Here is a 26,583-nt window from a genome sequence, read left to right as displayed (position 1 = left end):
TCAAGGGCGGCGGCCCCACGCCCTACTGCCGTGGCGCCGATGGCCGCGCCGTGCTGCGCTCCAGCGTGCGCGAGTTTCTGGCCCAGGAGTTCATGCACGCCCTGGGGGTCCCCACCTCCCGCTCGCTGACGCTCTATGTGTCTGGATCGGAAACCGTGCGCCGGCCCTGGTATTCGGCGAACTCCCGCTCATTCGATCCCGACGTCCTGGTGGACAACCCGGCGGCGATCACCACCCGGGTGGCCCCGTCCTTTCTGCGGGTCGGCCAGCTGGAGCTGTTCGCCCGCCGCGTTCGCAGCGGTTCCCATCCGGAGGCGCACAACGAGCTGCGGATGATCGTTCAGCACCTGATTGAGCGGAACTACCGGCCGGAGATTGATCCGGCCCTCGATTTCGCTGATCAGGTGGTGGAGCTGGCGGGGTTGTTCCGCGGCCGGCTCACGTCTCTGGTGGCGAACTGGATGCGGGTGGGCTACTGCCAGGGCAATTTCAACAGCGACAACTGCGCGGCGGGGGGGTACACCCTCGACTACGGCCCCTTCGGCTTCTGCGAACTGTTCGACCCCCGCTTCCAGCCCTGGACCGGCGGCGGCCAGCATTTCTCCTTCTTCAACCAACCGGTGGCGGCCGAAGCCAACTATCAGATGTTCTGGGCCTCCCTCCGGCCCCTGCTCGAGGGCAACACCGAAGCGCTGGCCAGGCTGGATGAGATCCGCGACGGATTTGCTGAAGCGATGGCCCAGGAGCTCGAGGCGATGTGGGCCAGCAAGCTCGGCCTGATCCGCTACGACGCCGCGCTGGTGCAGGAACTGCTGCAGTTGATGGTGGCCTCCAAGGCCGACTACACGATCTTCTTCCGCAGGCTGTCGGATATCCCCGAGCAGGTTTCGGCCCTGCAGGAGAGCTTCTATGTGCCCTGCTCAGAGGAGCTCGATGGCCAATGGACGCAGTGGCTGCAGCGCTGGCGTGCCCGCCTCGCGGAAGCCGGCGGCACTCGCGAAAGGGCCGCCGCGATGCAACGCGTAAACCCGGCCATCACCTGGCGCGAATGGCTGATCGCCCCGGCCTATGAACAGGCGGCGCAGGGCGACTACGGCCTGGTGAGGGAGCTGCAGGAGGTGTTCCGCCATCCCTATGACGCGCTGCCTGCGGAGCTGGCGGCGACCTATGACCGGTTGAAGCCCAGGGAATTCTTCAACGCCGGAGGGGTGTCCCACTACAGCTGTTCGTCCTGAGCGGATGCCGTTCGCTCTGAGCGGTCTCAGGCTTCGATCCACCACAGGGCCTCGCGGCCGCCAGCAACGCCCTCGCCGTTGAGGCGGCGGCATGGGAGCACAGGCCTGGTCTAGATTCGGTATCGATCACGTGTGGGGGTGCCATGCGCGCCAAGCTGTTCCGCAACGGCCGCAGCCAGGCGGTGCGGCTGCCGGCCGAGTTCCGCTTCGAGGGCACTGAGGTGGAGGTGCATCGCGATCCCGAGAGTGCCGCTGTGGTGCTCACACCGGTGCGGCCATCGGCCCGCGCCTTGCTGGATCAAAGGGATGCCTTGCTGCAGGAGCCTGGGTTCCAGGCCGAGCTGGAAGCGTTGTTCGAGGGGTTGCGCGACACGCGCCCTGCGGAACCGGTGGAGTTCCCCTGATGGCTGCGGCAAAGGGGAGGCTGATGCTCGACACCAACGCCGTGAACGCCTTTCTGAAAGGCTTGTCGCCCCGGCTGGATACCTGGGTGCGTGAGCAACGCTGTTGCCTGTCGTCGATCGTGGTGGCGGAGATCCGTTACGGCCTGGAGACGCTGCCGCCAACGTCGCGGTTGCAGGCGCTGGTGGAGAACACCCTCAAGACCCTGGAGATCCTGCCCTGGTCGGAAGCCTGTGCCGGGGTGTATGGCAGGCTGCGGGCCGATCTCGAACGCAACGGGATGCCGTTGGCGGCGATGGATCTGCTGATCGCCAGCCATGCCCTCAGCGAAGGTTGCGCCCTGGTGACGGCGGATCAGGCCTTTGCCCATGTGGCCGATCTGCAGCTTGAGGCCTGGTGATGGCCAGCAGGCAGGGGTTTGCCAGGTGCCTTCTGACTTGGCGTTTTGCTCCTCCTCAAGCCGCCAATGCCAGAGATGGCGAGGAACAGCCAGGCAGGTAGGCCGCCGGAATCGCCCGCTCCAGCCGCCAGCGGATCGCCATCGGCCGCTTCCCTCGTGGCTCTCCCAGTGGAACAGGGAGGGGCCGAGGGCCAGGTCGCGGTAGCGGGTGGTGAGTGAGAAGAGGGCTTCGCTTATGCGCAGGGTGATGAACAGCAGGTCTGTGGCGGTGGGCTGGTGCCAGAGCACGCCTTCGCGGTGGCGGCCGTGCGCGCCCATGGCCTTGTGGTCGTGGCCGTAGGGGGGGAGGACACCGCTGAGGCGCTCCTCTTCGGCCATCAGAGCAGCTGGCGGAACTGCTCAGGCGTCAGACCTGCATCACGGGCGATCGCGCCCATGGTGATGGCGTTGATCGGGTCATGGCGCGGAATCACGAGGCGCCGCTCACCATTGCTCAGGATCAGATGACCGGATTCGCGGACGATCCGATACCCCAGCTTGAGAAACACTCTTACGGCTTCCTTCTGACTGATTCCCGGTAGACGCGGCATTTAAATCGCCAGTTCCAGTGTCTCCACACTGCGCACGCCACCCTCTTCAGCTTCCACTTCCAGCCAGAGGGCAATCGCTTCGCGGATGTTCGCCAGTGCTTCGTCCCGGCTGGATCCCTGGGAGTGGCAGCCGGGCAGGTCAAGGCAGCTCACCGACCAGCCTTCTTCCGTTTCCAGCAGCCGGATGCGGTAGCTCATGCCGGTCTCACTCCCTGTCCTGCGTTCAGACTAAGCGGCATGGGCCAAGCCTCTGTGACGAAGCTCCCCAACCCCCCTCACACCGCCAACGCCAACTCCGGCACGAACGCCGCCGGAATCGCCCGCTGTGGTTGTCGGCCTCAACTCTGATTGAGGATCGCGTCAATCTGGCGACGGATCTCAGCGAAGCGCTGATAGGCCATCCAGACCTCTTCAAGATCCACTTGGTCGTAGGCGTGAATCAGGACATCTCGCATCCCTGCCATGGCCCGCCAGGGCAGAGCGGGGTGAAGACGGCGGAACTCAGGACTGAGACGCTTTGTGGCCTCGCCAAGGATCTCAAGGCAACGGATCACAGCATCCTGGAGATAAGCCTTAGCGAGGAATGTCTCAACATCACAGGGGGATGGCTTCGGCTTCCACCGTGGCTTTGAGTTCGGGCTTGAGGTTGCGGCGGCGGATCAGATCCACCCGGGTGAGCAGTAGATCCTCAAGGGCCGATTTCAGCTCGACACGGTCAAACAGGCTGGCGCCGGCCGGAAGGTCCACGAGCAGATCCACATCGCTGCTTGGCGTGGCCTGATCCCGCGCCACGGAGCCGAACACGGCCGGATTGCTGGCGCCATGGCGTGCGAGCAGTTCATGGAGCTGGGGGGCCAGTTGCTGCAGCTCGGCGAGACGCATGGGCGCTCCAGGCCTGTCGTGCGCTGAGGGATACAGGACACGCTAAACCGCCAACGCCAACTCCGGCACGAACGCCGCCGGAATCGCCCGGTGCAGCCGCCAGCGAATCGCCATCGGCCGCTCCCCCTCGTGGCGCACGTAATCCGCGAACCCCAGGCACAGAAACGGCAACGTCACCCCGCCGCGCTTGTTCTCCTCCCGCACGAACAACATCACCGTGCTGCCGCGCTCAACGTGGTGGATGTACCTCTGCCCAGTGGTGGACGCTTCCCGGGTGAGGCTCTGGCTCTCCCAGTGGAACTCCCACGGGGAGATGGCGTAATCGTTGTAGCGGGTGGTGGGGGAGAACAGGCGCTCGGATTTCTTCAGGGTGATGAAGAAGACGTCGCACTGGGTCGCCCGATCGAACAACACCCCCGACTGGCCGGTGGTTTGCTGGGTATCCGTGATGAGCCCAAAGGCGGCGTAGATCTCGGCGCGGCTGTAACGGGCATGGAGAGCCAGGGGCACGGGCTGATCCCACACCAGGGGAGGGGCGAGGTGGTCGGTGCGCTCCAACAGGAGGGCGAACAGGTCGCGCAGCTCATCGAGAAAGGCTGGACAGGCCCAGAGGCGATCAAGCGCGTCTTGCAGACCAAGCCGATCAGGCGACGTTCCCCAGAGCTGGAGCAGAAGCATGCGCCAACGCCGGCAGTCCGTTTCGCTCAGGTTCTGCGCCTGGGGTGGCTGGCGACTGGCAAGGCCTTGCAGCAGGAACGAAAGACGGTCGGTGTCGTCCAGGTGGAGGAGGCGCCCCACCCCACGCCCCAGCCGCTCCTCATCGCCGGTGGCCACCGCCGCCGTTACCCACCCCAACTCCCGCTGCAGCAACGCCCAGGACCCCGCCACCTGGTAGAACTCCCCCAACTCCATCCCAAGCCCCTCCAGCAACCCCGCCAGCGAGCAGCGCCCAAGGCGGCGGGCTTCGCCGAGCAGCTGGGGCCTGCGCGTGGGCAGCGACTCGCGCAGGTTTGCCAGCACCCGCTCGCTCGACACGCGATCAAGCTGCAGGCTGCAGCCGGCCGGCAGGAAGGGAAAGCCCTCCTTGATCTGCTGTTCCAGCTGGTCGCGCGTGCCGCCGAGCAGGGCGCGGTAGCGCAGGTCGAAGCGGAAGTTCCGGTGGGCCTGGCCGATGAAATCCAGCACCGTGAGGCAGCTCTTGCCCCGGCACAAGCGCAAGCCCCGGCCGAGCTGCTGCAGGAACACGATCGCGCTCTCGGTGGGCCGCAGGAACAGCACCGTGTCGATCTCGGGGATGTCGAGGCCTTCGTTGAACAGGTCAACGGCGAACAGGATCTGCGGCTCGCCGGATCGCAGGCGGCGGATCTGCTCGGCGCGCTGCTCCCGGGGGCTGGAGGCCTCCAGGGCAGCGGCGCGCAGGCCGGTGGCCACGAATTTGCGGGCCATCCAATGGGCGTGCTCCACGCTCACGCAGAAGCCCAGGGCCCGCATCGAATCCAGGTTGGTGACCTTGTCGGCCAGCTCGCGCAGGATCAGGCGCAGGCGGGCGTCGTCGGCGGTGTAGAGGTTGGACAGGGCTTCTGTGGCGTAGCCGTTGCGGCGCCATTCGATCCGGGAGAGATCGGTGCCGTCGTGGAGGCGCAAGCCGCAGTTCGGCGGCCATGCGGCATTCGAACCAATGGAGGATGTTCTCGCCATCGGATCGCTCGGGGGTGGTGGTGAGGCCCAGCGGCAGGGACGGCCTCAGGTGGGCCAGCCAGCGCTCGTAGCTGGCGGCGGCGGCCATGGGCATGGAGCGAACACCTTCAAGCCACGCAGGAGAGTTCCCGCAATACCCCCCCAAAACTGCAGGTGGATTGCTGGCAATAGCGGGCCGAAAGCGCTAAACTCAGCGCCGTGAACCGACCGAATTCGACAGACAGGGGTGGACAAGGGCTACTGCTATCGCACGGCAACCCAAGCTTCAGCAAAGCCCTCAGCCATCAAGGAGGTGATGTGGTTGATCAATTGAGGCGTAAACCTGCGATCGTTCTATTGAGCGGCGGATTGGACTCTGCGACCGTCGCGGCGATCGCTATTCGCGAAGGCTATGAGGTGTCAGCACTGTCCTTCGACTATGGACAGCGGCACCGCCATGAGTTGATATCTGCTCAACGTGTTGCGGAGAGCCTCGGAATCAAACGGCATGAGGTGGTGAAATTCGACCTTCGTGCGTTCGGTGGATCTTCTCTCACAAGTGACGCACCCGTACCGCAAGCGGATCCGACGAAGGCCATATCGCAGATTCCTTCGACCTATGTACCTGGTAGGAACACAATCTTTTTGGCATTTGCGCTCTCGTTTGCAGAGGTTGTTGGAGCGAGTGATATATTCTTAGGCGTCAATGCAACCGATTACGCTGGTTATCCTGACTGCCGTCCTGAATTTGTTCAGGCGTTCGAGCAGGTTGCATTAGCGGGAACTCGGATTGGGGCAGAAGGTGGAACCATCAAGATTCATGCGCCGCTTTTACGACTCAGCAAATCCGAGACGATCCGAGCAGGTCTCGAACTCGATGTGGACTACTCTTTAACATCAACCTGCTACGACCCCGGTATAAACGGCGATCCTTGTGGGCGCTGTGATGCCTGCTACCTGCGACGCGAAGGGTTCAACAATGCTGGAGTTGAAGACCCTCTTATGTACCCTGCGGAGGTGGCATGAAGTATCGCGTCAGCGAGATATTCTATTCTCTTCAAGGTGAAGGGGCTCAGTCTGGTAGGCCCGCAGTGTTCTGCCGTTTCGTAGGCTGTAACCTATGGTCAGGCAGGGAAATCGATCGGATAAGCGCGGACTGCAAATTCTGTGATACGAAGTTCGTTGACGTAACCACAGACGGAGGTGACTTTCTCTTCTCTGAAGAGTTGGCGGAAGCAATCCTCAACCACGCGGACACAGGCACTGCTAAGCCCTATGTAGTCCTAACTGGAGGCGAACCTGCATTGCAAACTGATGCGGCACTTGTTCATGCTCTGCATGCACGAGGGGCTACGGTCGCCATCGAGACGAACGGCACTAGACCAATCCCCGAGGGTTTGGACTGGGTCTGCGTAAGTCCCAAGGCAGGCTCCGAGTTGGCAATTCAGGCGGGTGACGAATTGAAGGTAGTTTTCCCACAGTATGGCCTTGATCCTTGTGGCTTACTCGGTCTGAAGTTTTCTTTCCGGTACATCCAACCTATGGATGGGCCACACATAGAGGAGAACACAAAACTGGCGATCGACTACTGCTTGAGGCACCCCGAATGGAGGTTGAGTTTGCAGACGCATAAAGTGCTGGGTGTTCGTTAATGGCAAGTATGGAAGTGTTCAAGGTCTTCACTATCGAGGCGGCACATCGGTTGACGGGAGTTCCATTAGATCACAAGTGTGCCCGCCTCCATGGGCACTCATTTCGTGTAGAAATCCATGTTAAGGGCGATGTTGATCCCGTCCCAGGATGGGTTCAAGACTTTGCGGATATAAAGACTGTCTTTCAGCCTCTCTACGATCGGCTTGATCACCATTATTTGAACGAAGTTGAAGGGTTGGAGAACCCCACTAGTGAAAACTTTGCTAAGTGGATCTGGGACCGCTTAAAGCCTTCATTGCCTTTGTTGAACAAGATTGTTGTTTGTGAAACCTGTACTTGTGGGTGCGTCTACACAGGCCCAGAGGAGCGTTAAGCCGATGCCAGAAATGCTAAACGTGATCGTAACTTGCACACAGCGAAAGAGCCTGGCGGTGCCCGATGCTCTCCATGTGTCTAATTTGAAGAGTAAACGCCTTGAATCTCGAGTTCAAGAATGGGCATCCAAGCTTGATTCTTACGATGGGCAAAGAACTTGTTCACGACAACTCTATGCCGGTGATGCATGGTCAATTGTCAAAGAGATGGAGGCTCAGCATTCATCCAACGTGCGCTGGTGGGTGTGCTCGGCGGGATATGGTCTCGTGGCACTTGATACGATTCTCTCCCCATACGCAGCAACCTTCTCCCCTTGCGAAGACGACACTATGATCGTCGATGGCCAAGGTGCACTTGGCCATCAAAAACGAAGATGGTGGAGAGAACTTGCACAATGGAGGCCTGCTTCCTACCTAGGCCCTCGCACAATTGCTGATTTGGCGAAGCAGCACCCTATGGATCCGATCCTGATCGCCGCTTCAACCGTCTATCTTGAAGCGCTGGAGCAGGATATACTTGAAGCACGTCAGCAATTGCACTCGACAGAGCATTTAAGTCTCTTAAGTGCGGGATTTCGGCCAAATGGCCCCCTCGTTGAATCTCTTTTGCCTTGCAGTGCCCGGTTCCAGGCACGCGTGGGCGGCGCACGACAGTCTCTCAATGTTCGTCTTCTAAGGTTGATATTGACTCATCATGCTGATTCCAAGGACAAGTCGTCGATTGAAGGATTTCTGGCGGTAGAACTGAATGGCTTGCCAGAACTACCAACATATGAGCGCAAGCCGATGAGTGATGAGAGTCTTCGTGCATTCATTCTAGATGCACTAGGTGATGATCCAGATGCACGGCATACGCCGGTTCTACGTAAACTTCGGGATCGGGGTATGGGCTGTGAACAAAAGAGATTTCGCAAACTTTTTCACATGATAAAGGAGACATAAATGGCGTCTTTAAGAAATCGCCGAAAACTCCTGAAGCGAAGCGCAGTTCGGCTAGATCAGGGTGGAGTTCATCCAATTTATCAGTTCTCACTGCGTGGCGATGAGCTACTTGAGATAGCGGATATTTCGCGAATTGACCGCTCATCGAGTAACCATTTGTCTGGTTACCAGCGCCCCGCGGTCAGGCAGCACATCCGAGAGATCGCTGAGTATCTGGATGGGGCAGATGTTATCTTCCCCAACTCAATTATCGTCGCCCTTGCCTCTTCAACGAAATTCAAGATGTGCCGCGGGCCTAAGTCCAACGATGGGCCTGGGGTGAATGGAACACTCGAGATCGAACTTCCCTCTGGAAATGGGCGAAAGCCAGGTTGGATTGTTGATGGGCAGCAACGTGCTCTCGCCATCGCGTTGAGTAACAAGCCTGACTTGCCGATTCCAGTTAATGCGTTTGTTACCGATGACCTTGAAATTCAGCGAGATCAGTTTCTCCGAGTTAACAGTGCAAAACCTTTACCGCGGGGCCTTGTAACAGAACTTTTGCCTGATGTAAGCACAATGCTGCCGCAGCGTCTGGCAGCAAGGAGGGTTCCATCTTTGATTTGTACAATGCTAAATGATGAACAAGAATCACCTTTTTACATGCTAATTCGCCGTCCATCTACGGCAGCAACGAGTAAGAAGATGGCACTCATTGCCGATAACTCTATTGTCAACATGTTGCATGAGAGTATTGGCTCACCAACAGGATGTTTGTTTCCTTACCGCAACATCGCAACTGGCGAGACGGACTGTGCGGCCATCTATGAGGTTGTGGCAACCTACTGGGCAGCAGTCAAACTCATGTTCCCCGAGGCTTGGGGTCTACCACCTACCAAGAGTCGCCTATTGCACGGAGTTGGGGTTCGAGCTATGGGACGCTTGATGGATAAGATCATGCCAATGATTCCGATTGGGCGTCATAATTCAATTCGACGAGTTCAGGGCGAACTAGAGGCTGTCGCGTCGATCTGTAAGTGGACAACAGGCACATGGGATGATCTTAACTTGGAATGGAACGAATTGCAGAACGTGCCTCGGCACATACACGCACTTTCGAATCTACTAATACGCCACTATGTTCAGGCACGCATGCCTAAGGCTCGCCCCACTTCCATGTGTTAATAGGAATCAAGTAATGAAGTTTTTCTTTCCTGATAGTAGCGACTTTGTTGATCCTTCGTTTGATTTTCTGACCGAGGAGCGCTCACGATCGCGTGTTCGTCAACGTGACGATAAATACGCCCACGAGTTACTGGATAAACCTCCTTACGATGGTGTCCTCGTCTCTAAGGCCGCAGTTGATGGATCAGTATCAGGTAGTGGCAAGTACACAGTTGCTCAAAAACTTCGCTTTTACAGAGAAGGAGTCAGAAAGTTTATGCGACTCGACGACTCCTCGAGTCAGCATCTCCTTGCGATGGGTGACTGTGGCGCATTTGCTTATGTTAATGAGCCAGAGCCTCCATACAGAACTGAGGAAGTTCTAGATTTTTACGAGTCCGGTCAGTTTGACTTCGGTGTTTCTCCGGATCATGTCATTCTCGGCTTTGACTTGAATGCTGAAAACTCTCTACCTGGAATTGATGCAATCAATCCAGATTGGATTTATAGGCAGCAGATTACAATCGAGAGGGCCGCTGAGTTCCTGGCTTGTCACAATTCACGAAGGTGCAAGTTTGAGCCTATTGGAGCGATCCAAGGGTGGAGTCCCACTTCTTATGCAAAGTCGCTGAATGCACTTCAGAAGATGGGATATCGCTACATCGCCGTCGGAGGGGTTGTACCTCTCAAGACCAAGGAGATCCTTGCTGTGTTGCAAGGGATGCAGAATGTCTTACTCAAAGAAACCAAACTCCACTTGCTAGGTGTTACGAGGCCCGAGTTTCTTGAGGAGTTCAAGAAACTTGGCGTGGTTAGCTTTGACAGTACTGCACCATTACAACGTGCTTTCAAGGACTCTAGGGTCAATTACTTTGCTGATCCGGAGCCCTTTACGGCCATACGTGTACCCCAAGTCGAGGGTAACCCAAGACTTCAACGGAATATCAAAGCGGGAAAGATTGATCAGGGAAAGGCTTTCGATCTAGAGGGTAAGTGCCTTTCCGCTTTGCGTAGATTTGACGCTGGTTCCGAGAGCGTCGAAAGTGTCATAGCCGTACTGCTTGATTATGCTGAACTTCACGACCCTGTGGATCGCTCATCCGCGTACCGGAAGACACTTGAGGCTCGCCCATGGAAGAACTGTGAATGTGCGGTCTGTCGCAATCTTGGGATAGATGTTGTCCTCTTTAGAGGGGCTGAGCGGAATCGGCGCCGTGGATTTCATAATCTACATGCATTTCGGAGATGCATTACTTCTCCGCATTCCCCACATTCCTTTTGACTATGCAGGTAAACAACACTCTGCTTATACCTGCACTTGAAATCCAACAGGGCCACGGTCGCTTGCTTTATTCGTTTGCAGTTGATGGAAAGTCAGTCGGAGCCTTTGCGACCATCTCTCGAATCCGAAGGTCTAAAGAGGCCCAGGTAGTTGGCTACCAGAGGCCAGAGGTTATTTCTCATATTAATGAGATTCGATCCTATCTTGAATCTGAATCACCAATCATACCTAACGCTATTGTATTGGCATTCGACAAGCGTGTGTTGTTTAAGCCTCTTACAGGTTTCGACGCGATAGAGGGCGAACCACGATTTGGCCACTTGGTGATACCGATTGACACTGGGCCTGATTATGAAAAGCCTGCGTGGGTGGTCGACGGCCAGCAGAGGATTGCTGCGGTGGCTCAGGCTAAACTGAAAGAGTTTACTCTTGCTGCTGTAGGCTTTATTGCAGGTAGTGATACTGAGCAACGAGAGCAGTTTATCCTCGTTAATTCCACGAAGCCACTTCCAAAGGGACTGATCCACGAGTTGATTCCATACACATCCACAAGATTGCCCAGTCGTCTTGAACGTAGAAAATTCCCCGCTTACTTGCTCCAGCAACTAAATCAAGATGAGGCTTCGCCCTTTTTTGGGCTAATCCAGACACCCACCAGTCCAGAGGGCATTGTGAAGGACAACTCGATTCTCAGGATGTTGGAGAATAGTTTGGCGGATGGTGCTCTCTACCGTTTTCGGGAGAATTCCGATCCGCAGTACACTGCAGCCCAGATGCTTAAGTTGCTTGCTAACTACTGGTGGGCCGTTCGAGAGGTTTTTGGAACAGCGTGGGGCCTTCCGCCTCGTAAGTCCAGGTTGATGCATGGTGCAGGTATCACAAGCCTAGGCTTCCTCATGGATGCAGTTGCCGATCGCCAGAGAGATTGTTTGATTCCACTAGTAGAGGATTTCCGCAAGGACCTGCAACCACTAACAGAGGTTTGTAGATGGTCATCTGGCTTCTGGGACTTTGGACCGGGCAGTCAAGTTAGATGGAACGATCTACAGAATACTTCCAAGGATATTCAATTACTTACTAACTACTTAATTCACCAGTACAAAGTCAAAGTATGGTCCGCTGGCATTGCCGGGACTGCGGCTGAAGTTTTAAGAACTCGCTAAAGTTGGCAAAAGCATTGAGATAAGTTCTAGGCTTGTGCCTTGATTTTCGGAATCTCCGGCCTGATGAATGCCTTTTCATCTGATCAGACCAATTTCTTGTAGACTCTTTTCTCGCATAGCAATATCGGTTTCAACGAAATCAATAATGCTGTATTGGCAACTAGGGATCTAATCCGACTTTCTATTATGCGAGTTTTTCGTTCACCATTAAAGAGTTTGCTAATGTATGGCCCATGGGGTTGATGACCACTCGCATCGAGCCCAATCGCGCGTAGTGCTGGATACGAATAGTATTTCCTCTCCTAATCCTGGTGGTACCTCTGCTAGCAATCTCCTGCAGCGGGTCTCACAACGAACAACAAATGATTTACCAAATATGGTGTCACAGCACTCAATTACAACGCCATAATCAGGCATTGACCCCCGTTCAATCATCGTTCGTAGCACAATCTTTACATCTGTCACTGCAGATAGAAGGGCGGCCTCTCGTTCTGCATTTGATGATGGCCGGTCATGCGTATAGGCCTGCAAAGCTGTTGCTAGACAGTTGAATGTCTCTTGCTCTTTAGACGAAAGAATGTTTAACTCATTCGCATTTACTAGCGTAGTGGCTTGCGACTCAAGTCTTGCACTTAGCTTTCGAAGTGCAAGATTCAGAAATCCTAAATCTGCCCATCCGTCTATTTGAAGTGCATTGGTTATTTGTGACTCTGCTTCTGCATCTGTTAGCGCTTCTTGGAGGATTCGTGGCAAACGGAGGCTGCCAGGAGATTCCAGCATTTCCTTTAGCATGGTTGGAAAGATCTTTCCACCATAGAAGAATAAAAGAACTCGCAGTACTCGTTCAGCAAGTTGGCGTGCAAGAGATGCCACGCTTTGACCGTCACCAACTCGTATTCGCTCTTCGAAAGTCTCCCATTTCGCAACCAACTTAGCAGTTCCTGCTATTTGGCCAGGGGGGAGCCCTACCGCCTTTAGAATCATTTCGACAGTCTCCTCGGGTGGTTTTCCACTAATCGACTGTCGATTAATGCCAACTTCTTCCGCAAGATATTTTCGTTCACTAGCCCTCAGGGGCTGAAATATCCATTGTGGATCATTCTGCGTTAATAGCTGGTCGCAGACCCATAAAAGAAATACTTCTGATGAGTCAATGCTTGATGAATACCACGTCTGACATTCAGCCAGGGATCTAATCGTGTCATCGAAGGCTTCTTTTAGTACCGTGCGCATGGCCTTCTCGAGTCGTAAGACCCCTGTAGGCGTGTCAAGGTTAATAGTTGATGACATTTCCAGTGTGATGTTCAGCACATCTAACAGTGCAGTTTCCTGGTACCCATGGACCGGCATTATTCAAACGAGTGACAAAAAGCCGTGCATCGCTCGGACCCTTTCTGCACCCTGTAGCTGTGCAATGGCGATGGCGCCAAAGAACCCAGAACGCTACAAGACCACGGGGGGCTGGATATGCGGCATTATCAATCCAGACAGAACCTGATTCGCCAATATGGATGGATGCTTTTTTCATCGAGTTGCAAAGTCCGCACAGAATCCACAGATTTGAGTCGTGGTCTCCTCCAATTCGATAAGGCACCTTGTGATCGAGGGTGGGTTGGGACTGGTACTTTGTTCTTGTTTCTTCTTGACTATTAAAATTCCATCCGCAGTGCCCACAGCGATTCTGCTGACTTTGGAGCAATCGTCTCTTTTGCTCCGGGGTTAGATCTCTCAGACTTGAGCGCCTTCCAAGTGATGCCGAGCTCATGCTAACATGTGTACGTGAAACTTCAGTGACGATAGAATTCACTTCGTCATTAGAGCGCATCAACGAATTTGCGATCCGATTTTGAATCGCAAAAAAGTTAGGAGCGTGACTTATCTCTGCTAATAATAAGAAGAAGGCACGAGACCCAAGGTGCTGTAGTAGTTCATTCCTTACTGCTTGCTCTTCTTGGCATGAAAGATGTGCAACCAGCTTGATCAACGATTCGATGTCAGTGTATTCATCAAGGATTGCCTGAACACCACTTGGTATCATGATATAGATATACGTCTAACTCTTGCCCTTAAAGAGGCGGTGCGGACTTCTGGGATTCTTCAACTGGCTCACGGTCATTTTGTCTTCGAGGACTAGCTTTATTGCTTGAGCGAGGTCATCACGTGCACCAGATGATCCGTCGAATCCCGATAATCCCCACTCTGTAAAAAAGTCTGGTGTAATATTTGCGAGGGTCTTTGTCACGAGATCCTGAAACTTTGCGGGATTAGGTATCACGCTTCCCAGCTCATCGCCGCCCATCTTTTGAAACGCAACAAGTGTTTCTTTGATATGTTCGAGTACGGTCTCCTGAAAGATCTTCAGTACTGTGGCCGTCATGAGTTTCGAAACAGGTTTATTGTCGCGTAGCTCTTTAGAGAAGACTGTCGTGCCATCGTAGCGTGATCTAACTCCGCTCCAGAAGGCGATAAACAAATCAAACCATAATTCTTCTTCTTTCCAGAACTCGGTGCGATCGCTCAATAAGCGTCCTTGGCATAGGTGATCAAAAAGGGTGCGTATAGGCTCCTTTCGATCAAACCACAGCTGAATCACTTTGCTACGCATAGCAGCAGCATCGAGGAAGCCCTGTTCGCCTCTAAGGCCGAATGCAACAAGGCCGTAAAATGGGCTGCTTTCATCTTCTTGCACCTTCATAACAGCTTCGATTAAACCGACTCGAATATTTGCGTTTCTCAGACGCTCATCAATCTCGCCCCTCTGTGTTTTAGAGAGTGAGTTCCCAACAATACTGATGAGAAGACTTTCGGGAACACGCCGAGCAGTTCTATTGGTCACAATAAATTGAAATGCCAGTTCTGACCAGTCAGCTTGCGGCAGTGCAGTTACTAAAAATGGTATTGCTGCCTGGTCTTTTGTTCCCATCACTCGGTGTTGACCATCGATCAGGAGGGCAGGTTTAAGCTCATTGTGAGCCTCTCGATACAGAAGTTCGACAGACTGCTCATCTAGAGGGTTGATAGAAACGCTTGAAAGCCTATTGAGAAAACCCAGGCGATTTACTGTATTCTGAACTTCATTTGGTGAAAGGCCTGCGAGTGCAGACAAAACCGAGTCGGAAAGATCAATTGTTTCATTGTCCTCCTCGCCTTCGCTAACTTCTATAGAAGCCTGTAATTCAATCTCTTGTATTGTCGAGTCAATAGTATTTGCCACGCTGTCTGGACTTATGTCGGTGCGAATTTGGTTAAGAATTTCGACTGAACGGCCTGTGATAAAGCTTAGCTCTTGCAGAACAAGAGATTCAATATGGGGATAGAGACTGATTATAGCCGCCATGAAATCTTCTTGACTTTTAGGGTCGTTGTCTTTTGGCCAGGTTATCTCTATGAGGCCTTTGACAGGGGGGCCAGGCGTAATGGCATCACCATCGAGTGGCTCCCCCTCGATGTCAAGTATTGCTACCCTGCGTGGTAGGTTGCCAAAGTTGCGTGAATCGAATCCAACTACCACAGCAGTCGGAGATGCGTTCTCTGAGTCGCCGAAGAATCGAGTAACTTCTTTAATATGGCTTCCGATTTCAGGCCGCTGAAAGTTTCGAATGTTACTTGTTTTTTTAGTAGGCACCCCAGCCCACTGATCAATCTCGGCACTAGAAGCCACAAAAGCCACTTGAATGGGGGATCTGGCTTGCTGACGAAAAATGAGAGCGTCGTAGCGCTTGGTTGTAGACTCGTCTGTCATTTAGGTTGCTTGAGTTTGTAAAGGTAACTGGGTGATTAAGCGGGAACTGGGAATTGCCCCACTTGACTGACTCCCCAAATGTTAACACCGATTTTTTTTGGCGCAAGTGGCGGTGTTGGTTTTTGTAGCGCCCAGAGCGTTTCATCTATGTCTCTTCGGTAGGCCTAGTTGACTTATGCAAGTTCTGCAATGGAAGATATCTGCCATTTGATTTATATTCAGGGGTAGTAGTTGGGTCATGGGCTTCGCTCCTCTGCGTTGTAATGGCTGCAAGAAGGCCTTTCTAGAGTTGATCTAAAATTTGATCTTATGCAAAGCTTCTAATTCTTACTCCTCCTTATGCCTCGTGTTTTTGTTTCGTCAGGTTGCCGCCCTCCTTCCGTGATCTCTTATCCCATTGCATGCCCTAATCGGCGACTACCATGACAAAGTTGTGATCGACAGATTACTTGAGCGTTTCATAGGCTGAGTCACTCTGAGGCTGCCGGCGGCCCCACCGGCATGAGATCTTGGTGCAAATATCTCTGGTGTTGGCTTTACTACAGCATCCAAACCGGATCCGGGTGTGGCTGTGCCGCCCCACCCCGCTTGATGCTCAGGCCCGATCCGCAGGCTACGTCAACGCCTGGAGGTCAACCTGCGGTCGATGGACTTGAGCATCCGCTGCATACCCTTGGGCAATCGCGCTGCCCTCACCTTTATCACGATGATGTCCGGAACTGACCCGCCCTTCGTCCACATGCTGACGCGGGATCGGCAGGCTGTGTCCCGCGCTCAACGAGTAGGCATCGGCGATGCAGAGCGCCAGTTCGTTCTCCAGCAGCACCCGGCCGCTGCCCTCCAGCGCGCAGAACACGCAGCCCGCTTCGCGGTGGCCGTAGCTGGCCTGCACACCGCGGAAGTCGGTGCGCCCTCTTGCGTAGGCAAACAGCCGTCGCGCTTGCCGGCGTTGCAGCGGAAGCAGAGCGCCTGCAGGTTGCTGATGGCGTCGGAGCCGCCCTGGTTCCTAGGGATGTTGTGGTCCACCTGCAGGGTCCGCTGGTGCTCATGGGCCCCGCAGCACTCGCAACGGCCCCGGGCGCGGGCGGGCGCCCTGTACGTCACCGAGCCGCTGATCGGGCTGCGGTGGCGGCGGCGGTGGGCAAACACCTCTTCGTCGCGCAGCTCGCGGAAGGCATCGAGGCGCTGGCGGCAGAGCTCCAGCAGCGCGCCGCGCTCGGTGTCGCTCAGTTCGTCGCCGCCGATCAGGCTGTAGGCGCCGGTGCCGTAGACGGTGATGCCATTGCCGGTGAGCACCCTGCCCACCTCCGCTGCCCAGGATCCGCCGGGCCACGTGCTGCGCTGGGGCCGGGCTGCGGCGGCCCAGCAGCTCCATGAGCATGAGGGGTTGGTCGTGGGGCTCACGCGCATGTGCTCGGCGATGTACTCGCGCAGGCGCTGGTAGGTGGTGGAGGGGGGCGGGGGCATGGGGGCTTCCTGGCTGGGGTGGCATTGGACCGTTGCCCAGAGGGCCAGCAGAATGGACCCATGACCCGGACAGCACCACCAACCCCTCTCACGGCCGAAGAGGTGCTCGACCGCCTCCGTCAGCGCCAGTTGGACTGGCACCGTCGTTTTCATGTGGTGGAGCTTGGCTTGTTTGGCTCCGTTGCCCGCGGCGATGCCCGCCCAGACAGCGATCTCGATGTCTGGGTCCAGCTCGACCCTCTCACGCCCTACGCCCTGGTGCACTTGAAGCAGGAGCTGGAAGAGCTGATGCAGTGTCCCGTCGACCTGGTGCGCCTGCGGGATCGCATGGCCCCAACCCTCCGAAAGAGGATTGAGCAGGAGGGCCTCACGGCGTGACGGAGGACCAGAAGGATGTCCTGTTGAGCCTCCTGAGCGCGCTCAAGCGTGCCCAGCGCAAATCCCAGTCTCTGATTGTCAATCCTGAGTTGCTGGATCAGGAGGAAGGAGAAGATGCTCTGGATGTGATCTGTATGCAGTTCCTCGCAGCCGGTGAATCTTTGAAGCGTTTGGAGCGCCTGTATCCTGGTCTCCTACAGAATCGTTATCCCCATATCGACTGGAAAGGGGCCATGGGGTTCCGCGATGTCATCGCTCACCAGTATTTTGATCTTGATGTTGAACAAATTCTTGTCATCTGTGAGCAGTCGCTGCCCGGCATGATCCATGCGGTTCAAGACCTGTTGGAGAACTGACGAATCGGCACCACGTAGCTCATGCGCCATGGCATCCATTTCTCCAGTCCCTTTGCTCCCCTTTGACCGTGCCTACAGTGAGTCCCTCGCTGGGTGTGGTGGCGATGGCGCCCATGTCTGACCTGCTGCAACTGCCGCCGAGCGAGCGCTGGCCCTGGCGATCGCCCTCTGGGACAGCCTTGATGACCAGGCCCGTGATGGGGCGCTGCCGGTGGACCCTGCCCTCTGCGTCGAACTCGACCGGCGCTGGGCGAACCATCTCGACAACCCCGAAGCGGCTGTGCCCTGGGATGAGGTTCGGAGCCAGCTCGGCATCGGATGACTCCGCCCTCAGTTCGCCTCCTGCCGGAGGCGGTAGAGGATTTGCTGGAAACCCAGCGCTGGTACGGAAGGCTTGAGCCGGCATTGGCAGCAGAATGGGAGCCATGGATCCCAGACAGCCACCCACGCTTCAGCGACTCAGGCAGATGGCCCCCGAGCTGCTCGCTCTCGCAGCCGCCCACGGTGGCCAGGATCTTCGCGTCTTCGGCTCTGTGATCCACGGTGCGGCAGGGCTGCAGAGCGACGTGGACCTACTGGTGGATTTCCCCTCCAGCCCCAGTTTTGAGCAGTACATGGACCTCAAGCTGGCCCTGGAAGACCTGCTCAGCGCCCGGGTGGACCTGGTGACGCGCCGTGGTCTTCGCCCTGAACTGCGGCAGCGGATCGAGCAGGAGGCCATTCCTCTTGCCTGAACGGGAAAGTGCCCGCAATTGGTCGCTGTTCCTCCTGGACATGTAGGAGTGCTGCACGAAGATCCTCAGATACAGCCAGGGGCTTACCAAGCAGCACTTTCTTGCGGACGAGATGTTGGTTGACGCCGTCCTGCGCAACCTGGAGGTGCTCGGTGAAGCGGCGAAACAGATCCCGCCAGCGGTCCGTGAGCGGCACCCCAAGCTGCCCTGGCGACGCATTGCTGGCCTCCGCGATGTTCTGGCGCATGCCTACTTCGGCCTGGAAGAAGACACCATCTGGCAGATTGCTTCTGAGAGTATTCCAGTGCTGGCTGACCAGTTAGACCAAGTGATTGAGGCTGAGCTCACATAGCGGCTGGTGCGCCGATCGCGTTGCGCAGAGCCACTCCCAGCTGTTCAGCTCCGGATCACGGCAAACCCAACCCGGACGTTCACTTAGCCGCTGATCGGGCTGCGATGGCGGCCGCGGCGGTGGGCAAACACCTCTTCGCGGCGCTGCTCGCGGAAGGTATCGAGGCGCTGGCGGCAGACCTCCAGCAGCGCGTCGCGCTCGCCATCGCTCAACGCGTCGCCGCCGATCAGGCGGTCGTGGCCATCGCCATAGGCGGTGATGCCGTTGAAGGTGAACCCGGCCCACCATGCGCGTGCAAGGATCCGGCGGGCCACGTTGTGCGCGGGGGCGGGGCTGCGACGCCCCAGCAGTTCCATGGGCATCAGCGGTTGGTCGATGGGGCTCCTGCGCATGTGCTTGGCGATGGAGTGCCGCAGGCGCTCTTAGGTGGCGGAGGGGGGGGCGGGGGTAAGGGGCTTCCTGGCTGGGGACGGGGGTGGCACTGGCAAAGGAGAAGCCTTGCTGCCGTGGCGCTCACGCGCTCTCCTTCACCCCACAACGACCTGGCGCCCAGAGCCCATCAGCGGGTCCGCCCCGTGTGCACGTAGCACGCGCGCTAACATGGAAAGGTCGTTCCGGGTTGAATACTACAACGCTCGTGTTCGCGAGGACATCGAGGACTGGCCCGTGGATCTGCTGGCGCGATGCGACGAGCTGCTCGACCTCCTCGAAGATCACGTTCCCCAACTCGGGCCTCCTCACTCCAAGGCCATGGGCGGCGGCCTGTTCGAACTCAGGCCGATGGGCCGCTCCGGTACCGGGCGGGCTTTCTATTGCTTCTGCAGTGGGCGGGTGATCACCGTGCTCCATGCCTTCGTGAAGAAGACCCAGAAAACACCCAGGCGTGAGCTCCTCATCGCTCGCGAACGCCTCAGGAACGTCAAACGCCATGGCTGACATCCCCTATCAACCGGTCAACCGCAATCGCGGCGCCGAACGCGCCCGGCGCGATCAGGTGCCGGGCTACAGCGAAGCGCGGCAGGAGGCTGCCGTGGAATTCCGTCTGCTCCGGCAGCTCCTCGAGGCACGCCAGCGGGCCGGTCTCACCCAGGAGGAGGTCGCCGTGCGGATGGGCACCACGCGCAGCGCCATCAGTCGGCTCGAGGGATCCCGCAAGCACCTGCCCGCATTGTCTACTCTCCGCCGCTACGCCGATGTGCTCGGCTGCGATGTGGAGATCCAGCTGGTGCCTCGAACCCCTGATGAAGCTTCACCGCCTTGTTGAGCGGCGGTGGAAGGCATCGAGGCGCTGGCGGCACAGCTGCTGCAGCGCCTCGCGCTCGGTGCCGCTCAACGCGTCGCCGCCGATCAGGCTGTAGGCGCCGTTGCCATAGGCGGTGATGCCGTTGCCGGTGAAGACCTTGCCCACCATCGGCTTCCCAGGATCCGGCGGGCGATGTCCTGCACGGGAGCCGGGCTGCGGCGGCCGAGCAGTTCCAGCAGCATCAGCGGTTGGTTGATGGGGCTCATGCGCATTCGTTCGGCGATGTACGCGCGCAGGCGAAGGAAGGCAGCAGAGGGGGCGGGGGCATGGGGGCATCCGGGCTGGGTGAGACGGGGGTGGCACTTGTAGGGAGAAGCCTTGCTGCCGTGTCTTCGATCCATCCCATCGCGTCGTCCGCCTTGGAGCGTGCCTACGCTGAGTTCTCAGCCGTCCGCCGTGGCGATGACACCCATGTCTGACCTCCTTCAACTGCCCCAGAGCGAGCGCCTGGCCCTGGCCATCGCCCTCTGGGACAGCCTGGATGACGAGGTCCGAGATGGGGCGCTGCCGCTCAATCCCGACCTCTGCGCTGAGCTGGATCGGCGCTGGACGGCCCATCTCAGCAACCCTGACGCAGCTCTTGGCTGGGATGAGGTGCGCAGCCAGCTCGGCATCGGATGACGCTCCCTGCAGTGCGCTTCCTGCCGGAGGCGCTGGAGGAGCTCCTGGAAACCCAGCGCTGGTACGGAATGCGTGAGCCGGCGTTGGCCAACGACTTTGCCCAAACCGTTGCTGCTGCGGTGGAGCGCATTCGCCACAATCCCCAATCCTTCCCCTTGATTCACGGCCGGATCCGCAGGCTGGTGCTGGGTCGATTTCCCTATGCCGTCTATTTCCGCGAGCAGGGCGCTGAAATCCTCGTGATTGCTCTGCACGGCCGCCAGGATCCCGACCGCTGGCAGAAGCGCTCCTGAATGGGCGTTGCCTGCCCAGTGCTGGCATGGGTTCTGGCCCCATGACGACGCGGGATCACCAGGCTGTGCCCCTCGTTCTCCAGCAGCACCCGGCCGCTACCCTCCAGCGTGCAGAACACACAGCCCGCTTCGCGGTGGCCGTCGCTGGCCTGGACGCCGCGGCAGTCGGTGCGCCCTCTTGCGTAGGCAAACAGCCGTCGCGCTTGCCGGCGTTGCAGCGGAAGCAGAGGGCCTGCAGGTTGCTGATGGCGTCGGAGCCGCCCTGGTTTTTGGGGATGATGTGGACCAGCTCCAGGGCCCGCTGGTGCTGGCGGAAGGCATCGAGGCGCTGGCGGCACAGCTCCAGCAGCGCGTCGCGCTCGCCATCGCTCAACGCGTCGCCGCCGATCAGGCGGTCGTGGCCATCGCCATAGGCGGTGATGCCGTTGAAGGTGAACCCGGCCCACCATGCGCGTCCCAGGATCCGGCGGGCCACGTTGTGCGCGGGGGCGGGGCTGTTCCTCCCCAGCAGCTCCATGAGCATGAGGGGTTGGTAGATGTGGTGCATGCGCATGCGCTCGGCGATGTAGTCGCGCAGGCGCTGGTAGGTGCTGGAGTGGGGCGGGGGCATGGGGGAATCCTGGCGGGTTTGACAGGGGGTGGCACTTGTAGGGGGAGGAACATAGGCAAGCCAGGCCGCCATGTCAGCGCGTGATCGCCTTCGCCCGGCCCCACTGCCTGGCGTGCCTACGTCCAGCGGGGGTAAGGTGACGGTGTGATCAGGTCGTTTCGTTGCCGCGACACCCAGGCCCTCTTTGAAGGGAAGCCAGGGCGCCGCTTCCGAGGCTTCGCTCGTGTGGCGTTCCGCAAGCTCGCCATCCTCGACGCCGCCGGATGCCTCAACGATCTGCAGATCCCACCGGGCAATCGCCTGGAGTCGCTCAGGGGGAACCGCCATGGCCAGCACAGCATCCGCATCAACGACCAGTTCCGGCTCTGCTTTGTCTGGACGGAAGCCGGGCCAGAGGAGGTCGAGATCGTTGACTACCACTGACGTGATGCTCGCGCCCCCGGGCGAGGTGCTGCTGGAGGAGTTTCTGCGGCCCATGGGAATCAGCCAGTACCGGTTGGCGCTGGCGATCGGTGTGCCGGAGAGCCGCATCAACGCGATCGTGAAGGGCAGACGGGCCATCACTGCCGACACCGATCTGCGCCTGTGCCGTTTCTTCGGTCTGAGCGAGGGCTTCTGGCTGCGGATGCAAGGGAGTCATGATCTGAAGCAGGCCAAGCAGGCCTTGGCAAGCGTGCTGCCGACGATCGAGCCAATTCAGTCAATGGTGCGAGGAGGGCTTGCGGTTCAGTGCCAGTAGCTGGTCGCGCTCGGCATCGCTCAGCTCTACTGCTACGCAGAAGCCTTCGGCTGCGCCGCCAACCAGGGCGTAGGTGCCCTTCTCGCAGCGGGTGATGCCGTTGAAGGTGCACCCGACCCACCATGCGCTGCCCAGGATCCTCCGGGCCCCGTCCTGCGTTGGGGCCGGGCTGCGGCGGCCCAGCAGTTCCATCAGCATCAGCGGTTGGTCGATGGGGCTCATGCGCTTCTGCGTGGCGATGAACGCTTGCAGGCGCTGGTAGGTGGGGGGGCGGGGGCATGGGGGAATCCTGGCGGGTGTGACAGGGGGTGGCACTTGCGGAGGAGAAGCCCTGCCGCGATGCGATGCCCTCCTTCACCCCCTCGGCCAGACCTGGCAGCTTGCCTACGATGAATCCAATGAAGGCAGCAGAGGCTGTGCGCACGTTCTCCGCCGTCATCGAGCGCTGCGCGGACACGGGACTGCTTGTGGGCTACGTCCCTGGCTTCCCCGGTGCCCACAGTCAGGGGGAGACCCTCGATGAACTGCAGGCCAACCTCCAGGAGGTGATCGCCATGCTCCTGGAGGACGGCGAGCCGGCCCTCGCGAGCAACTTCATGGGCCTGCAGCAGATCGTGGTGCCGGCATGACCCTGGAGGAATTCCTCAGCCACCGCTGAACCACGAACCTCACGCTCCTGCCTTCGGCGATGGTCTGCCCCCATGCAGCCCCCCCGATCAGCCGGCGCTGCCGCCATGGCGGCGACCGGACACCAAGCCGCTGCCAGAGTGGGCGGGCTTACGGCGCTCCATGCCCCACCACGGCCCGCCCCTGGCCCCCCTGATCGACCTGGACCGCCTCCTGGAGGCCGGCCTGGGGCACGACCCGGCGGCAGCGGCGCTGCAGGATCTGGACCACAGCCTCAGCTGGGCCGAGCTCGAGCGGCAGGCGGAGCAGCTGGCCCGGGCCTACCAGCGGCTGGGTCTGCGGCGGGGCGACCGGCTCGCGTCCCTGATCCCCAACCGGGTGGAGCTGGTCGTCCACTACCTGGCCGGGCTGCGCAGCGGCCTGGTGCTCACGCCGCTCAACTACCGCTATGTGACCCCGGAGATCGACCATGCGCTGACGGTGAGCGGCGCCGCGGCCATGGTGTTCCACGGCGAACGGCTGGCCGATGTGCAGGCCAGTGCCGTGGCGGGCGGGCTGCCCCTGGGCTGCCACCGCATCGACGATCCCACCGGTTTCGAGCCCCTGCTGGCCGCGGCGCCCGCCGGCGGCGACGTCCCGCCCTGGCCCGATCTGGCCGTGGACGATGCCTGCTTCCTCTACTTCACTTCCGGCAGCACCGGCCGGCCCAAGGGCGTCACCCACACCCGGGCCAGTTTTGCCGCGGTGCTCACCTCCTTCATCCAGGCCAGCGAACTGCGGGCCGGCGAGGAGGTGCTGGCCGGCAGCTCCCTGGCCCACATCGCCTCTTCGGCCCTCGTGCTGGCGGCCCTGGCCGCCGGCGCCGCCGCCGCGATCGCCAGCCGCATCGATGCGGCCACCGTGGAAACTCTGCTGCGGCGCCATCGGCCCTCGGTGCTGCTGATGCTGCCCGCCGCCCTGTTCGAGCTGGTGCGGGATGCACGGCTGCTGCCGACGGATCTGGGCTCGGTGCGTCTCTGCATCAGCGGCGGCGACAAGGTGCCCCACCAGCTGCAGGAGGAGTTCCGCCGGGCCGCCGGCTTCAGCATCGACGAATGCTTCGGCATGAGCGAGATCGGCTACACCACCCTGGCGCCCCCGTCGGGACCGAACCGGATCGGCTCCGTCGGCCGGCTCTGTCCTGGGTTCAGCGCCAGCCTGCGCCACGAAGACGGCACCGAGGTGGCCCCGGGCGAGCAGGGACGCCTCTGGATCCAGGCGCCTTCGATGATGGCGGGCTACTGGGACAACCCCCAGGCCACCGCCGACACCATCCAGCAGGGCTGGCTGGACAGCGGCGATGAGATGCGGGTCGACGCCGACGGCTTCTTCTGGTTCTGCGGCCGCCGCAAGCAGATCATCGTCCACGACAGCTCCAACATCTGCCCCCAGGAGGTGGAGGAGGCGCTCTCTGAACACCCGGCCGTGGAGCTGGTGGGGGTGATCGGCATCCAGGACCCGGTGCACGGCGAGAACGTGCGGGCCTACGTCACCCTCCGCCCGGACCAGCCCGCCCCCAGCGAAGCCGAACTGATCACCTTCGCCCGTGCCCGCGTCGGCTACAAGGCGCCGGAGGAGATCCGCGTGCTCGAGGAGCTGCCCCTCACCCCCGTGGGCAAAACCGACCGGCTGGCCCTGCGGCAGCTGGCGGCGGATGGGCTGCATGCCGGTTGAGGCCGCCCTGCTCGACTGGATCGGCAACCGCGGGCGCCGCTGCAGCGTCGGTGAGGTGGCCGCCGGTGCCTCCAGGCCCGGCTGACCCGGCTCAGCTTCGGCCTGGTGCTGCTGCTGGTCACCACCCTGGTGGTGGTGATCCTGTCGGTGCTGCTGATCGTGCGGCTGTTCACCAGCGACGACGCCGACGATGCCGGCCTGGCGATGCTGCAGGGGCTCGCCCAGGTGCCCCTGTCGATCCTGGATCTGCTCGCCTCCGGCCTCCGGGCACCGGCGCGTGCGGGCTCCTCCTCCGTCACGCCGGAGCAGCTGTGGAGCCTGCTCTGGGACCTGCCCGGCGAGGGCGCCGATCCGGCCGCCCTGGGCTTCCTCAGCGCCGTGTTCTCGATTCTGTTCGGCGATGGCGATCCCAATGCCCGCTTCGAGCCGCAGCGCTGGCGCCGCATCGGCGCCTTCCTGCGCCAGCGCGGAGGCGTGGTGATCGCCGAGGACCTCGCCCCGCTGCTCGATCTGCCCGACTGCCCCGCCGATCCCGACCGCCGCCGTGACCTCGCCGATGCCGCCATGCTGCCGGTGCTGCTGCGCTTCGACGGCCGCCCCGAGGTGAGCGAGGACGGGGACCTGATCTATGGCTTCCCCTCCCTGCCCGCCAGAGCCGCCAAGGTTGATGGGCCGGTGCCGCCCCTGCGGGAGCGGGCCTTTCGCTTCAGCCGGGCCGGCGTCGGGCAACGGGCCGCCTATGGCCTGATCGTCGGGGCGCTGCTGGTGCTCTCGCCGTGGCTGCTGGCGATCACGCCCGCCTGGCTGCCCCCCGTGGCCTGGCTGGCCCGATTCGCCATCGGCTACGCCCTGTTGCTGCTGCTCCTGCCCCTGGCCCGCCTGCCGCTGCAGTACGGGCGCAACCGTGCCATCGCCGCCCGCAATCGACGCCGCCAGGCCTGGGCCCAGGCGGCCCGCCACGCCGATCCCCTGCTGAAGCGGCGCCGTGCCGCCGCCCGCCGACGGGGCGCCACCGAGGCTGGCCGGCCGGCGCCGCGGGTCGTGTACGACAGCGGCCGTGATCTGCTGGAGCAGTCCATCGACGACCTGGACGCTGGGCCCCGGCCGATCGCCTGAGACAATCCACGCTCGCCTGTGCCCAGCGAAACCCATGTCCGTTCTCGGCAGAGAGGCGATCCTGCAGGCGATCGAAGCGGGCGCGATCGGGGTCACGCCCTTCGTTCCCGAGCGGCTGGGCCCCGCCTCGCTCGACCTCACCCTCGCCCCCACCTTTCGCGTGTTCCGCAAGGTGCACGAGGTGATCGAGGTGCGTGAGCACACCGACTACCGGACGCTCACCGAGAAGATCGTGGTGCCCCCGGGCGAGCACATCCTGATCATGCCGGGCGAAACGGTGCTCGGGATCACTCAGGAGCGGCTGCGCCTGGGCCCCGGCCTGTGCGGCTGGCTCGAGGGCCGCAGCCGTTTCGCCCGGCTGGGCCTGATGGTGCACATCAGCGCCCCCTTCATGGGCCCGGGGATCGACAGCCAGCAGGTGCTGGAGATGAGCAACTTCGGTCCCGCTCCCCTGGCGGTGCATCCCGGCACCGCGATCTGCCAGTTCGTGTTCCAGAAGCTGCAGGGCATCGAGAGCTATGCCGGCCGCTTCGCCGGCCAGACGGAGGATTCCTTCTGAGCCTCCCCGGCTTGTGACGCAGGCAGGTGGGCCTCAGCCCAGGTCGTTGATCAGCACGATGCGGTAACGGGCTTTGCCGGCGCGGAGGTGATCGAGGGCTTCGTTTGCCTGCGACATGGGGAAGAACTCCGTGGTGGGCGCGATCCCGTGCCGACAGCTGAACTGCAGCAGCTTGTCGGTGGTGGATGGGCTCCCACGGTGTGCAGCCGGCCCTTGGGTTTGAGGGCGGC

Annotated in this window: 36 protein-coding genes and 4 pseudogenes; 25 read left to right on the top strand and 15 right to left on the bottom strand. The window is 59.7% G+C overall.

Translation table 11 applies throughout. The features are described from left to right. The 3 genes from KBZ04_RS01710 to KBZ04_RS01700 all read left to right on the top strand — a co-directional run. A partial coding sequence (locus tag KBZ04_RS01710; RefSeq protein ID WP_254990182.1) for a protein adenylyltransferase SelO family protein occupies nucleotides 1–1,235 on the top strand: 1,235 nt, incomplete at its 5' end. Nucleotides 1,236–1,378: 143 nt separating this feature from the next. Further along, a complete protein-coding gene (locus tag KBZ04_RS01705) occupies nucleotides 1,379–1,639 on the top strand; it encodes an antitoxin (protein ID WP_254990181.1) in 261 nt (86 codons plus the stop codon). Further along, entirely contained in the window at nucleotides 1,639–2,037 is a 399-nt protein-coding gene (locus tag KBZ04_RS01700; protein WP_254990180.1) for a type II toxin-antitoxin system VapC family toxin, read from the top strand. The genes KBZ04_RS01705 and KBZ04_RS01700 overlap by 1 nt, the downstream gene beginning before the upstream one ends. Before the next feature lie 55 nt (nucleotides 2,038–2,092). Here KBZ04_RS01700 and KBZ04_RS14335 read toward each other — a convergent pair. The 6 genes and pseudogenes from KBZ04_RS14335 to KBZ04_RS01675 form a co-directional block, all read right to left on the bottom strand. After that, nucleotides 2,093–2,337: pseudogene (locus tag KBZ04_RS14335) on the bottom strand (hypothetical protein); the annotation flags it as partial. A gap of 77 nt (nucleotides 2,338–2,414) precedes the next feature. After that, nucleotides 2,415–2,627 (bottom strand): type II toxin-antitoxin system HicA family toxin, encoded by a 213-nt coding sequence (locus KBZ04_RS01695; protein ID WP_015109366.1) that lies wholly within the window; start codon nucleotides 2,625–2,627, stop codon nucleotides 2,415–2,417. Further along, nucleotides 2,628–2,825, bottom strand: a complete 198-nt coding sequence (locus KBZ04_RS01690; protein WP_254990179.1) for a type II toxin-antitoxin system HicB family antitoxin — start codon at nucleotides 2,823–2,825, stop codon at nucleotides 2,628–2,630. Between the two features lie 140 nt (nucleotides 2,826–2,965). After that, nucleotides 2,966–3,211, bottom strand: a pseudogene (locus KBZ04_RS01685) (DUF86 domain-containing protein); the annotation flags it as partial. A gap of 10 nt (nucleotides 3,212–3,221) precedes the next feature. Beyond that, nucleotides 3,222–3,509: a nucleotidyltransferase family protein gene (locus KBZ04_RS01680; protein WP_254951794.1), complete on the bottom strand. Its 288-nt coding sequence runs from the start codon at nucleotides 3,507–3,509 to the stop codon at nucleotides 3,222–3,224. Between the two features lie 42 nt (nucleotides 3,510–3,551). Continuing rightward, the gene (locus tag KBZ04_RS01675) at nucleotides 3,552–5,153 is read right to left on the bottom strand and encodes a DUF3427 domain-containing protein (RefSeq protein ID WP_254990178.1); all 1,602 of its coding nucleotides are present in this window, start codon (nucleotides 5,151–5,153) and stop codon (nucleotides 3,552–3,554) included. 351 nt (nucleotides 5,154–5,504) lie between these two features. Here KBZ04_RS01675 and queC point away from each other — a divergent pair, with 351 nt between their 5' ends. The 7 genes from queC to dbpB (KBZ04_RS01645) are packed head-to-tail and all read left to right on the top strand — an operon-like array spanning nucleotide 5,505 to nucleotide 11,743. Then, nucleotides 5,505–6,212: a 7-cyano-7-deazaguanine synthase QueC gene (gene queC / locus KBZ04_RS01670; RefSeq protein ID WP_254990177.1), complete on the top strand. Its 708-nt coding sequence runs from the start codon at nucleotides 5,505–5,507 to the stop codon at nucleotides 6,210–6,212. Next, on the top strand, nucleotides 6,209–6,838 hold the full coding sequence (queE, locus tag KBZ04_RS14330) for a 7-carboxy-7-deazaguanine synthase (protein ID WP_409995919.1): 630 nt from the start codon (nucleotides 6,209–6,211) through the stop codon (nucleotides 6,836–6,838). Before queC ends, queE begins: the two co-directional genes overlap by 4 nt. Continuing rightward, the gene (queD, locus tag KBZ04_RS01665; protein ID WP_409995918.1) at nucleotides 6,838–7,212 is read left to right on the top strand and encodes a 6-carboxytetrahydropterin synthase QueD; all 375 of its coding nucleotides are present in this window, start codon (nucleotides 6,838–6,840) and stop codon (nucleotides 7,210–7,212) included. The genes queE and queD overlap by 1 nt, the downstream gene beginning before the upstream one ends. Before the next feature lie 58 nt (nucleotides 7,213–7,270). Next, complete coding sequence (locus KBZ04_RS01660) at nucleotides 7,271–8,155, top strand: hypothetical protein (protein WP_254990175.1); 885 nt, start codon at nucleotides 7,271–7,273, stop codon at nucleotides 8,153–8,155. Next, nucleotides 8,156–9,319: a DGQHR domain-containing protein DpdB gene (gene dbpB / locus KBZ04_RS01655; protein ID WP_254990174.1), complete on the top strand. Its 1,164-nt coding sequence runs from the start codon at nucleotides 8,156–8,158 to the stop codon at nucleotides 9,317–9,319. It begins immediately after the preceding gene. Between the two features lie 13 nt (nucleotides 9,320–9,332). After that, nucleotides 9,333–10,580 carry a tRNA-guanine transglycosylase DpdA gene (dpdA, locus tag KBZ04_RS01650; RefSeq protein ID WP_254990173.1) on the top strand — a complete coding sequence of 416 codons (1,248 nt, stop codon included), beginning with the start codon at nucleotides 9,333–9,335 and terminating at the stop codon, nucleotides 10,578–10,580. Then, the gene (dbpB, locus tag KBZ04_RS01645) at nucleotides 10,544–11,743 is read left to right on the top strand and encodes a DGQHR domain-containing protein DpdB (protein WP_254990172.1); all 1,200 of its coding nucleotides are present in this window, start codon (nucleotides 10,544–10,546) and stop codon (nucleotides 11,741–11,743) included. The genes dpdA and dbpB (KBZ04_RS01645) overlap by 37 nt, the downstream gene beginning before the upstream one ends. Nucleotides 11,744–11,962: 219 nt before the next feature. On the opposite strand, the gene KBZ04_RS01640 is transcribed toward dbpB (KBZ04_RS01645), so the two are convergent. The 4 genes from KBZ04_RS01640 to KBZ04_RS01630 all read right to left on the bottom strand — a co-directional run bounded on the left by KBZ04_RS01640 (nucleotide 11,963) and on the right by KBZ04_RS01630 (nucleotide 16,952). Continuing rightward, nucleotides 11,963–13,054 carry a hypothetical protein gene (locus tag KBZ04_RS01640; RefSeq protein WP_254990171.1) on the bottom strand — a complete coding sequence of 364 codons (1,092 nt, stop codon included), beginning with the start codon at nucleotides 13,052–13,054 and terminating at the stop codon, nucleotides 11,963–11,965. Then, nucleotides 13,017–13,508: an HNH endonuclease gene (locus KBZ04_RS14325; RefSeq protein WP_409995920.1), complete on the bottom strand. Its 492-nt coding sequence runs from the start codon at nucleotides 13,506–13,508 to the stop codon at nucleotides 13,017–13,019. Before KBZ04_RS14325 ends, KBZ04_RS01640 begins: the two co-directional genes overlap by 38 nt. Before the next feature lie 288 nt (nucleotides 13,509–13,796). Continuing rightward, nucleotides 13,797–15,485 carry a hypothetical protein gene (locus KBZ04_RS01635; protein WP_254990170.1) on the bottom strand — a complete coding sequence of 563 codons (1,689 nt, stop codon included), beginning with the start codon at nucleotides 15,483–15,485 and terminating at the stop codon, nucleotides 13,797–13,799. A gap of 774 nt (nucleotides 15,486–16,259) precedes the next feature. Further along, complete coding sequence (locus KBZ04_RS01630) at nucleotides 16,260–16,952, bottom strand: HNH endonuclease (RefSeq protein WP_254990169.1); 693 nt, start codon at nucleotides 16,950–16,952, stop codon at nucleotides 16,260–16,262. A 60-nt stretch (nucleotides 16,953–17,012) separates the two neighbouring features. Here KBZ04_RS01630 and KBZ04_RS01625 point away from each other — a divergent pair, with 60 nt between their 5' ends. The 5 genes and pseudogenes from KBZ04_RS01625 to KBZ04_RS01605 all read left to right on the top strand — a co-directional run. After that, nucleotides 17,013–17,330, top strand: a complete 318-nt coding sequence (locus tag KBZ04_RS01625; RefSeq protein WP_254990168.1) for a nucleotidyltransferase family protein — start codon at nucleotides 17,013–17,015, stop codon at nucleotides 17,328–17,330. Beyond that, nucleotides 17,327–17,686: a DUF86 domain-containing protein gene (locus KBZ04_RS14235; RefSeq protein WP_254990167.1), complete on the top strand. Its 360-nt coding sequence runs from the start codon at nucleotides 17,327–17,329 to the stop codon at nucleotides 17,684–17,686. Before KBZ04_RS01625 ends, KBZ04_RS14235 begins: the two co-directional genes overlap by 4 nt. Before the next feature lie 148 nt (nucleotides 17,687–17,834). Beyond that, nucleotides 17,835–18,008 (top strand): addiction module protein, encoded by a 174-nt coding sequence (locus KBZ04_RS01615; RefSeq protein ID WP_254990184.1) that lies wholly within the window; start codon nucleotides 17,835–17,837, stop codon nucleotides 18,006–18,008. A 145-nt stretch (nucleotides 18,009–18,153) separates the two neighbouring features. Next, nucleotides 18,154–18,420: a nucleotidyltransferase family protein gene (locus KBZ04_RS01610; protein ID WP_254990166.1), complete on the top strand. Its 267-nt coding sequence runs from the start codon at nucleotides 18,154–18,156 to the stop codon at nucleotides 18,418–18,420. A gap of 58 nt (nucleotides 18,421–18,478) precedes the next feature. Further along, nucleotides 18,479–18,772, top strand: a pseudogene (locus KBZ04_RS01605) (DUF86 domain-containing protein); the annotation flags it as partial. An 83-nt stretch (nucleotides 18,773–18,855) separates the two neighbouring features. Here the strand turns inward: KBZ04_RS01605 and KBZ04_RS01600 are convergent. Further along, a complete protein-coding gene (locus KBZ04_RS01600) occupies nucleotides 18,856–19,164 on the bottom strand; it encodes a hypothetical protein (RefSeq protein WP_254990165.1) in 309 nt (102 codons plus the stop codon). Between the two features lie 208 nt (nucleotides 19,165–19,372). On the opposite strand from KBZ04_RS01600, the gene KBZ04_RS01595 reads away from it, so the two are divergent. Both KBZ04_RS01595 and KBZ04_RS01590 read left to right on the top strand, forming a co-directional pair. Further along, nucleotides 19,373–19,708, top strand: a complete 336-nt coding sequence (locus tag KBZ04_RS01595; protein WP_254990164.1) for a type II toxin-antitoxin system RelE/ParE family toxin — start codon at nucleotides 19,373–19,375, stop codon at nucleotides 19,706–19,708. Next, on the top strand, nucleotides 19,701–20,036 hold the full coding sequence (locus tag KBZ04_RS01590; RefSeq protein ID WP_254990163.1) for a helix-turn-helix transcriptional regulator: 336 nt from the start codon (nucleotides 19,701–19,703) through the stop codon (nucleotides 20,034–20,036). Before KBZ04_RS01595 ends, KBZ04_RS01590 begins: the two co-directional genes overlap by 8 nt. On the opposite strand, the gene KBZ04_RS01585 is transcribed toward KBZ04_RS01590, so the two are convergent. Then, nucleotides 20,022–20,183, bottom strand: a complete 162-nt coding sequence (locus tag KBZ04_RS01585; protein WP_254990162.1) for a hypothetical protein — start codon at nucleotides 20,181–20,183, stop codon at nucleotides 20,022–20,024. The two genes, KBZ04_RS01590 and KBZ04_RS01585, sit on opposite strands and share 15 nt — an antisense overlap. A 303-nt stretch (nucleotides 20,184–20,486) precedes the next feature. On the opposite strand from KBZ04_RS01585, the gene KBZ04_RS01580 reads away from it, so the two are divergent. Both KBZ04_RS01580 and KBZ04_RS01575 read left to right on the top strand, forming a co-directional pair. After that, a complete protein-coding gene (locus KBZ04_RS01580) occupies nucleotides 20,487–20,696 on the top strand; it encodes an addiction module protein (RefSeq protein ID WP_254990161.1) in 210 nt (69 codons plus the stop codon). After that, nucleotides 20,693–20,989, top strand: coding sequence for a type II toxin-antitoxin system RelE/ParE family toxin (locus tag KBZ04_RS01575; RefSeq protein ID WP_254990160.1), 297 nt, complete (start codon nucleotides 20,693–20,695; stop codon nucleotides 20,987–20,989). The genes KBZ04_RS01580 and KBZ04_RS01575 overlap by 4 nt, the downstream gene beginning before the upstream one ends. A gap of 55 nt (nucleotides 20,990–21,044) precedes the next feature. Here the strand turns inward: KBZ04_RS01575 and KBZ04_RS01570 are convergent, their stop codons facing one another. Beyond that, entirely contained in the window at nucleotides 21,045–21,599 is a 555-nt protein-coding gene (locus KBZ04_RS01570) for an HNH endonuclease (RefSeq protein WP_254990159.1), read from the bottom strand. Between the two features lie 225 nt (nucleotides 21,600–21,824). Here KBZ04_RS01570 and KBZ04_RS01565 point away from each other — a divergent pair, with 225 nt between their 5' ends. Beyond that, nucleotides 21,825–22,022, top strand: a complete 198-nt coding sequence (locus KBZ04_RS01565; protein WP_315860022.1) for a type II toxin-antitoxin system RelE/ParE family toxin — start codon at nucleotides 21,825–21,827, stop codon at nucleotides 22,020–22,022. 4 nt (nucleotides 22,023–22,026) lie between these two features. Then, nucleotides 22,027–22,338, top strand: coding sequence for a HigA family addiction module antitoxin (locus KBZ04_RS01560; RefSeq protein ID WP_254990157.1), 312 nt, complete (start codon nucleotides 22,027–22,029; stop codon nucleotides 22,336–22,338). On the opposite strand, the gene KBZ04_RS01555 is transcribed toward KBZ04_RS01560, so the two are convergent. After that, nucleotides 22,300–22,560: a hypothetical protein gene (locus KBZ04_RS01555; protein WP_254990156.1), complete on the bottom strand. Its 261-nt coding sequence runs from the start codon at nucleotides 22,558–22,560 to the stop codon at nucleotides 22,300–22,302. The two genes, KBZ04_RS01560 and KBZ04_RS01555, sit on opposite strands and share 39 nt — an antisense overlap. A 194-nt stretch (nucleotides 22,561–22,754) precedes the next feature. Between KBZ04_RS01555 and KBZ04_RS01550 the strand changes: the two genes are divergently transcribed. The 4 genes from KBZ04_RS01550 to dcd all read left to right on the top strand — a co-directional run bounded on the left by KBZ04_RS01550 (nucleotide 22,755) and on the right by dcd (nucleotide 26,353). After that, on the top strand, nucleotides 22,755–22,967 hold the full coding sequence (locus KBZ04_RS01550) for a type II toxin-antitoxin system HicB family antitoxin (protein WP_254990155.1): 213 nt from the start codon (nucleotides 22,755–22,757) through the stop codon (nucleotides 22,965–22,967). A 160-nt stretch (nucleotides 22,968–23,127) separates the two neighbouring features. Continuing rightward, nucleotides 23,128–24,678 carry a class I adenylate-forming enzyme family protein gene (locus tag KBZ04_RS01545; RefSeq protein ID WP_254990154.1) on the top strand — a complete coding sequence of 517 codons (1,551 nt, stop codon included), beginning with the start codon at nucleotides 23,128–23,130 and terminating at the stop codon, nucleotides 24,676–24,678. Nucleotides 24,679–24,783: 105 nt separating this feature from the next. Then, entirely contained in the window at nucleotides 24,784–25,794 is a 1,011-nt protein-coding gene (locus KBZ04_RS01540; RefSeq protein WP_254990153.1) for a hypothetical protein, read from the top strand. A gap of 34 nt (nucleotides 25,795–25,828) precedes the next feature. Next, nucleotides 25,829–26,353 carry a dCTP deaminase gene (gene dcd / locus KBZ04_RS01535; RefSeq protein WP_254990152.1) on the top strand — a complete coding sequence of 175 codons (525 nt, stop codon included), beginning with the start codon at nucleotides 25,829–25,831 and terminating at the stop codon, nucleotides 26,351–26,353. Nucleotides 26,354–26,386: 33 nt separating this feature from the next. On the opposite strand, the pseudogene KBZ04_RS01530 reads toward dcd, so the two are convergent. Further along, nucleotides 26,387–26,583: pseudogene (locus KBZ04_RS01530) on the bottom strand (hypothetical protein); the annotation flags it as partial.

It is taken from the genome of Cyanobium sp. N5-Cardenillas, from assembly GCF_024345515.1.
GTDB lineage: Bacteria > Cyanobacteriota > Cyanobacteriia > PCC-6307 > Cyanobiaceae > Cyanobium.
This window is presented reverse-complemented; position numbering and strand designations above follow the sequence as displayed.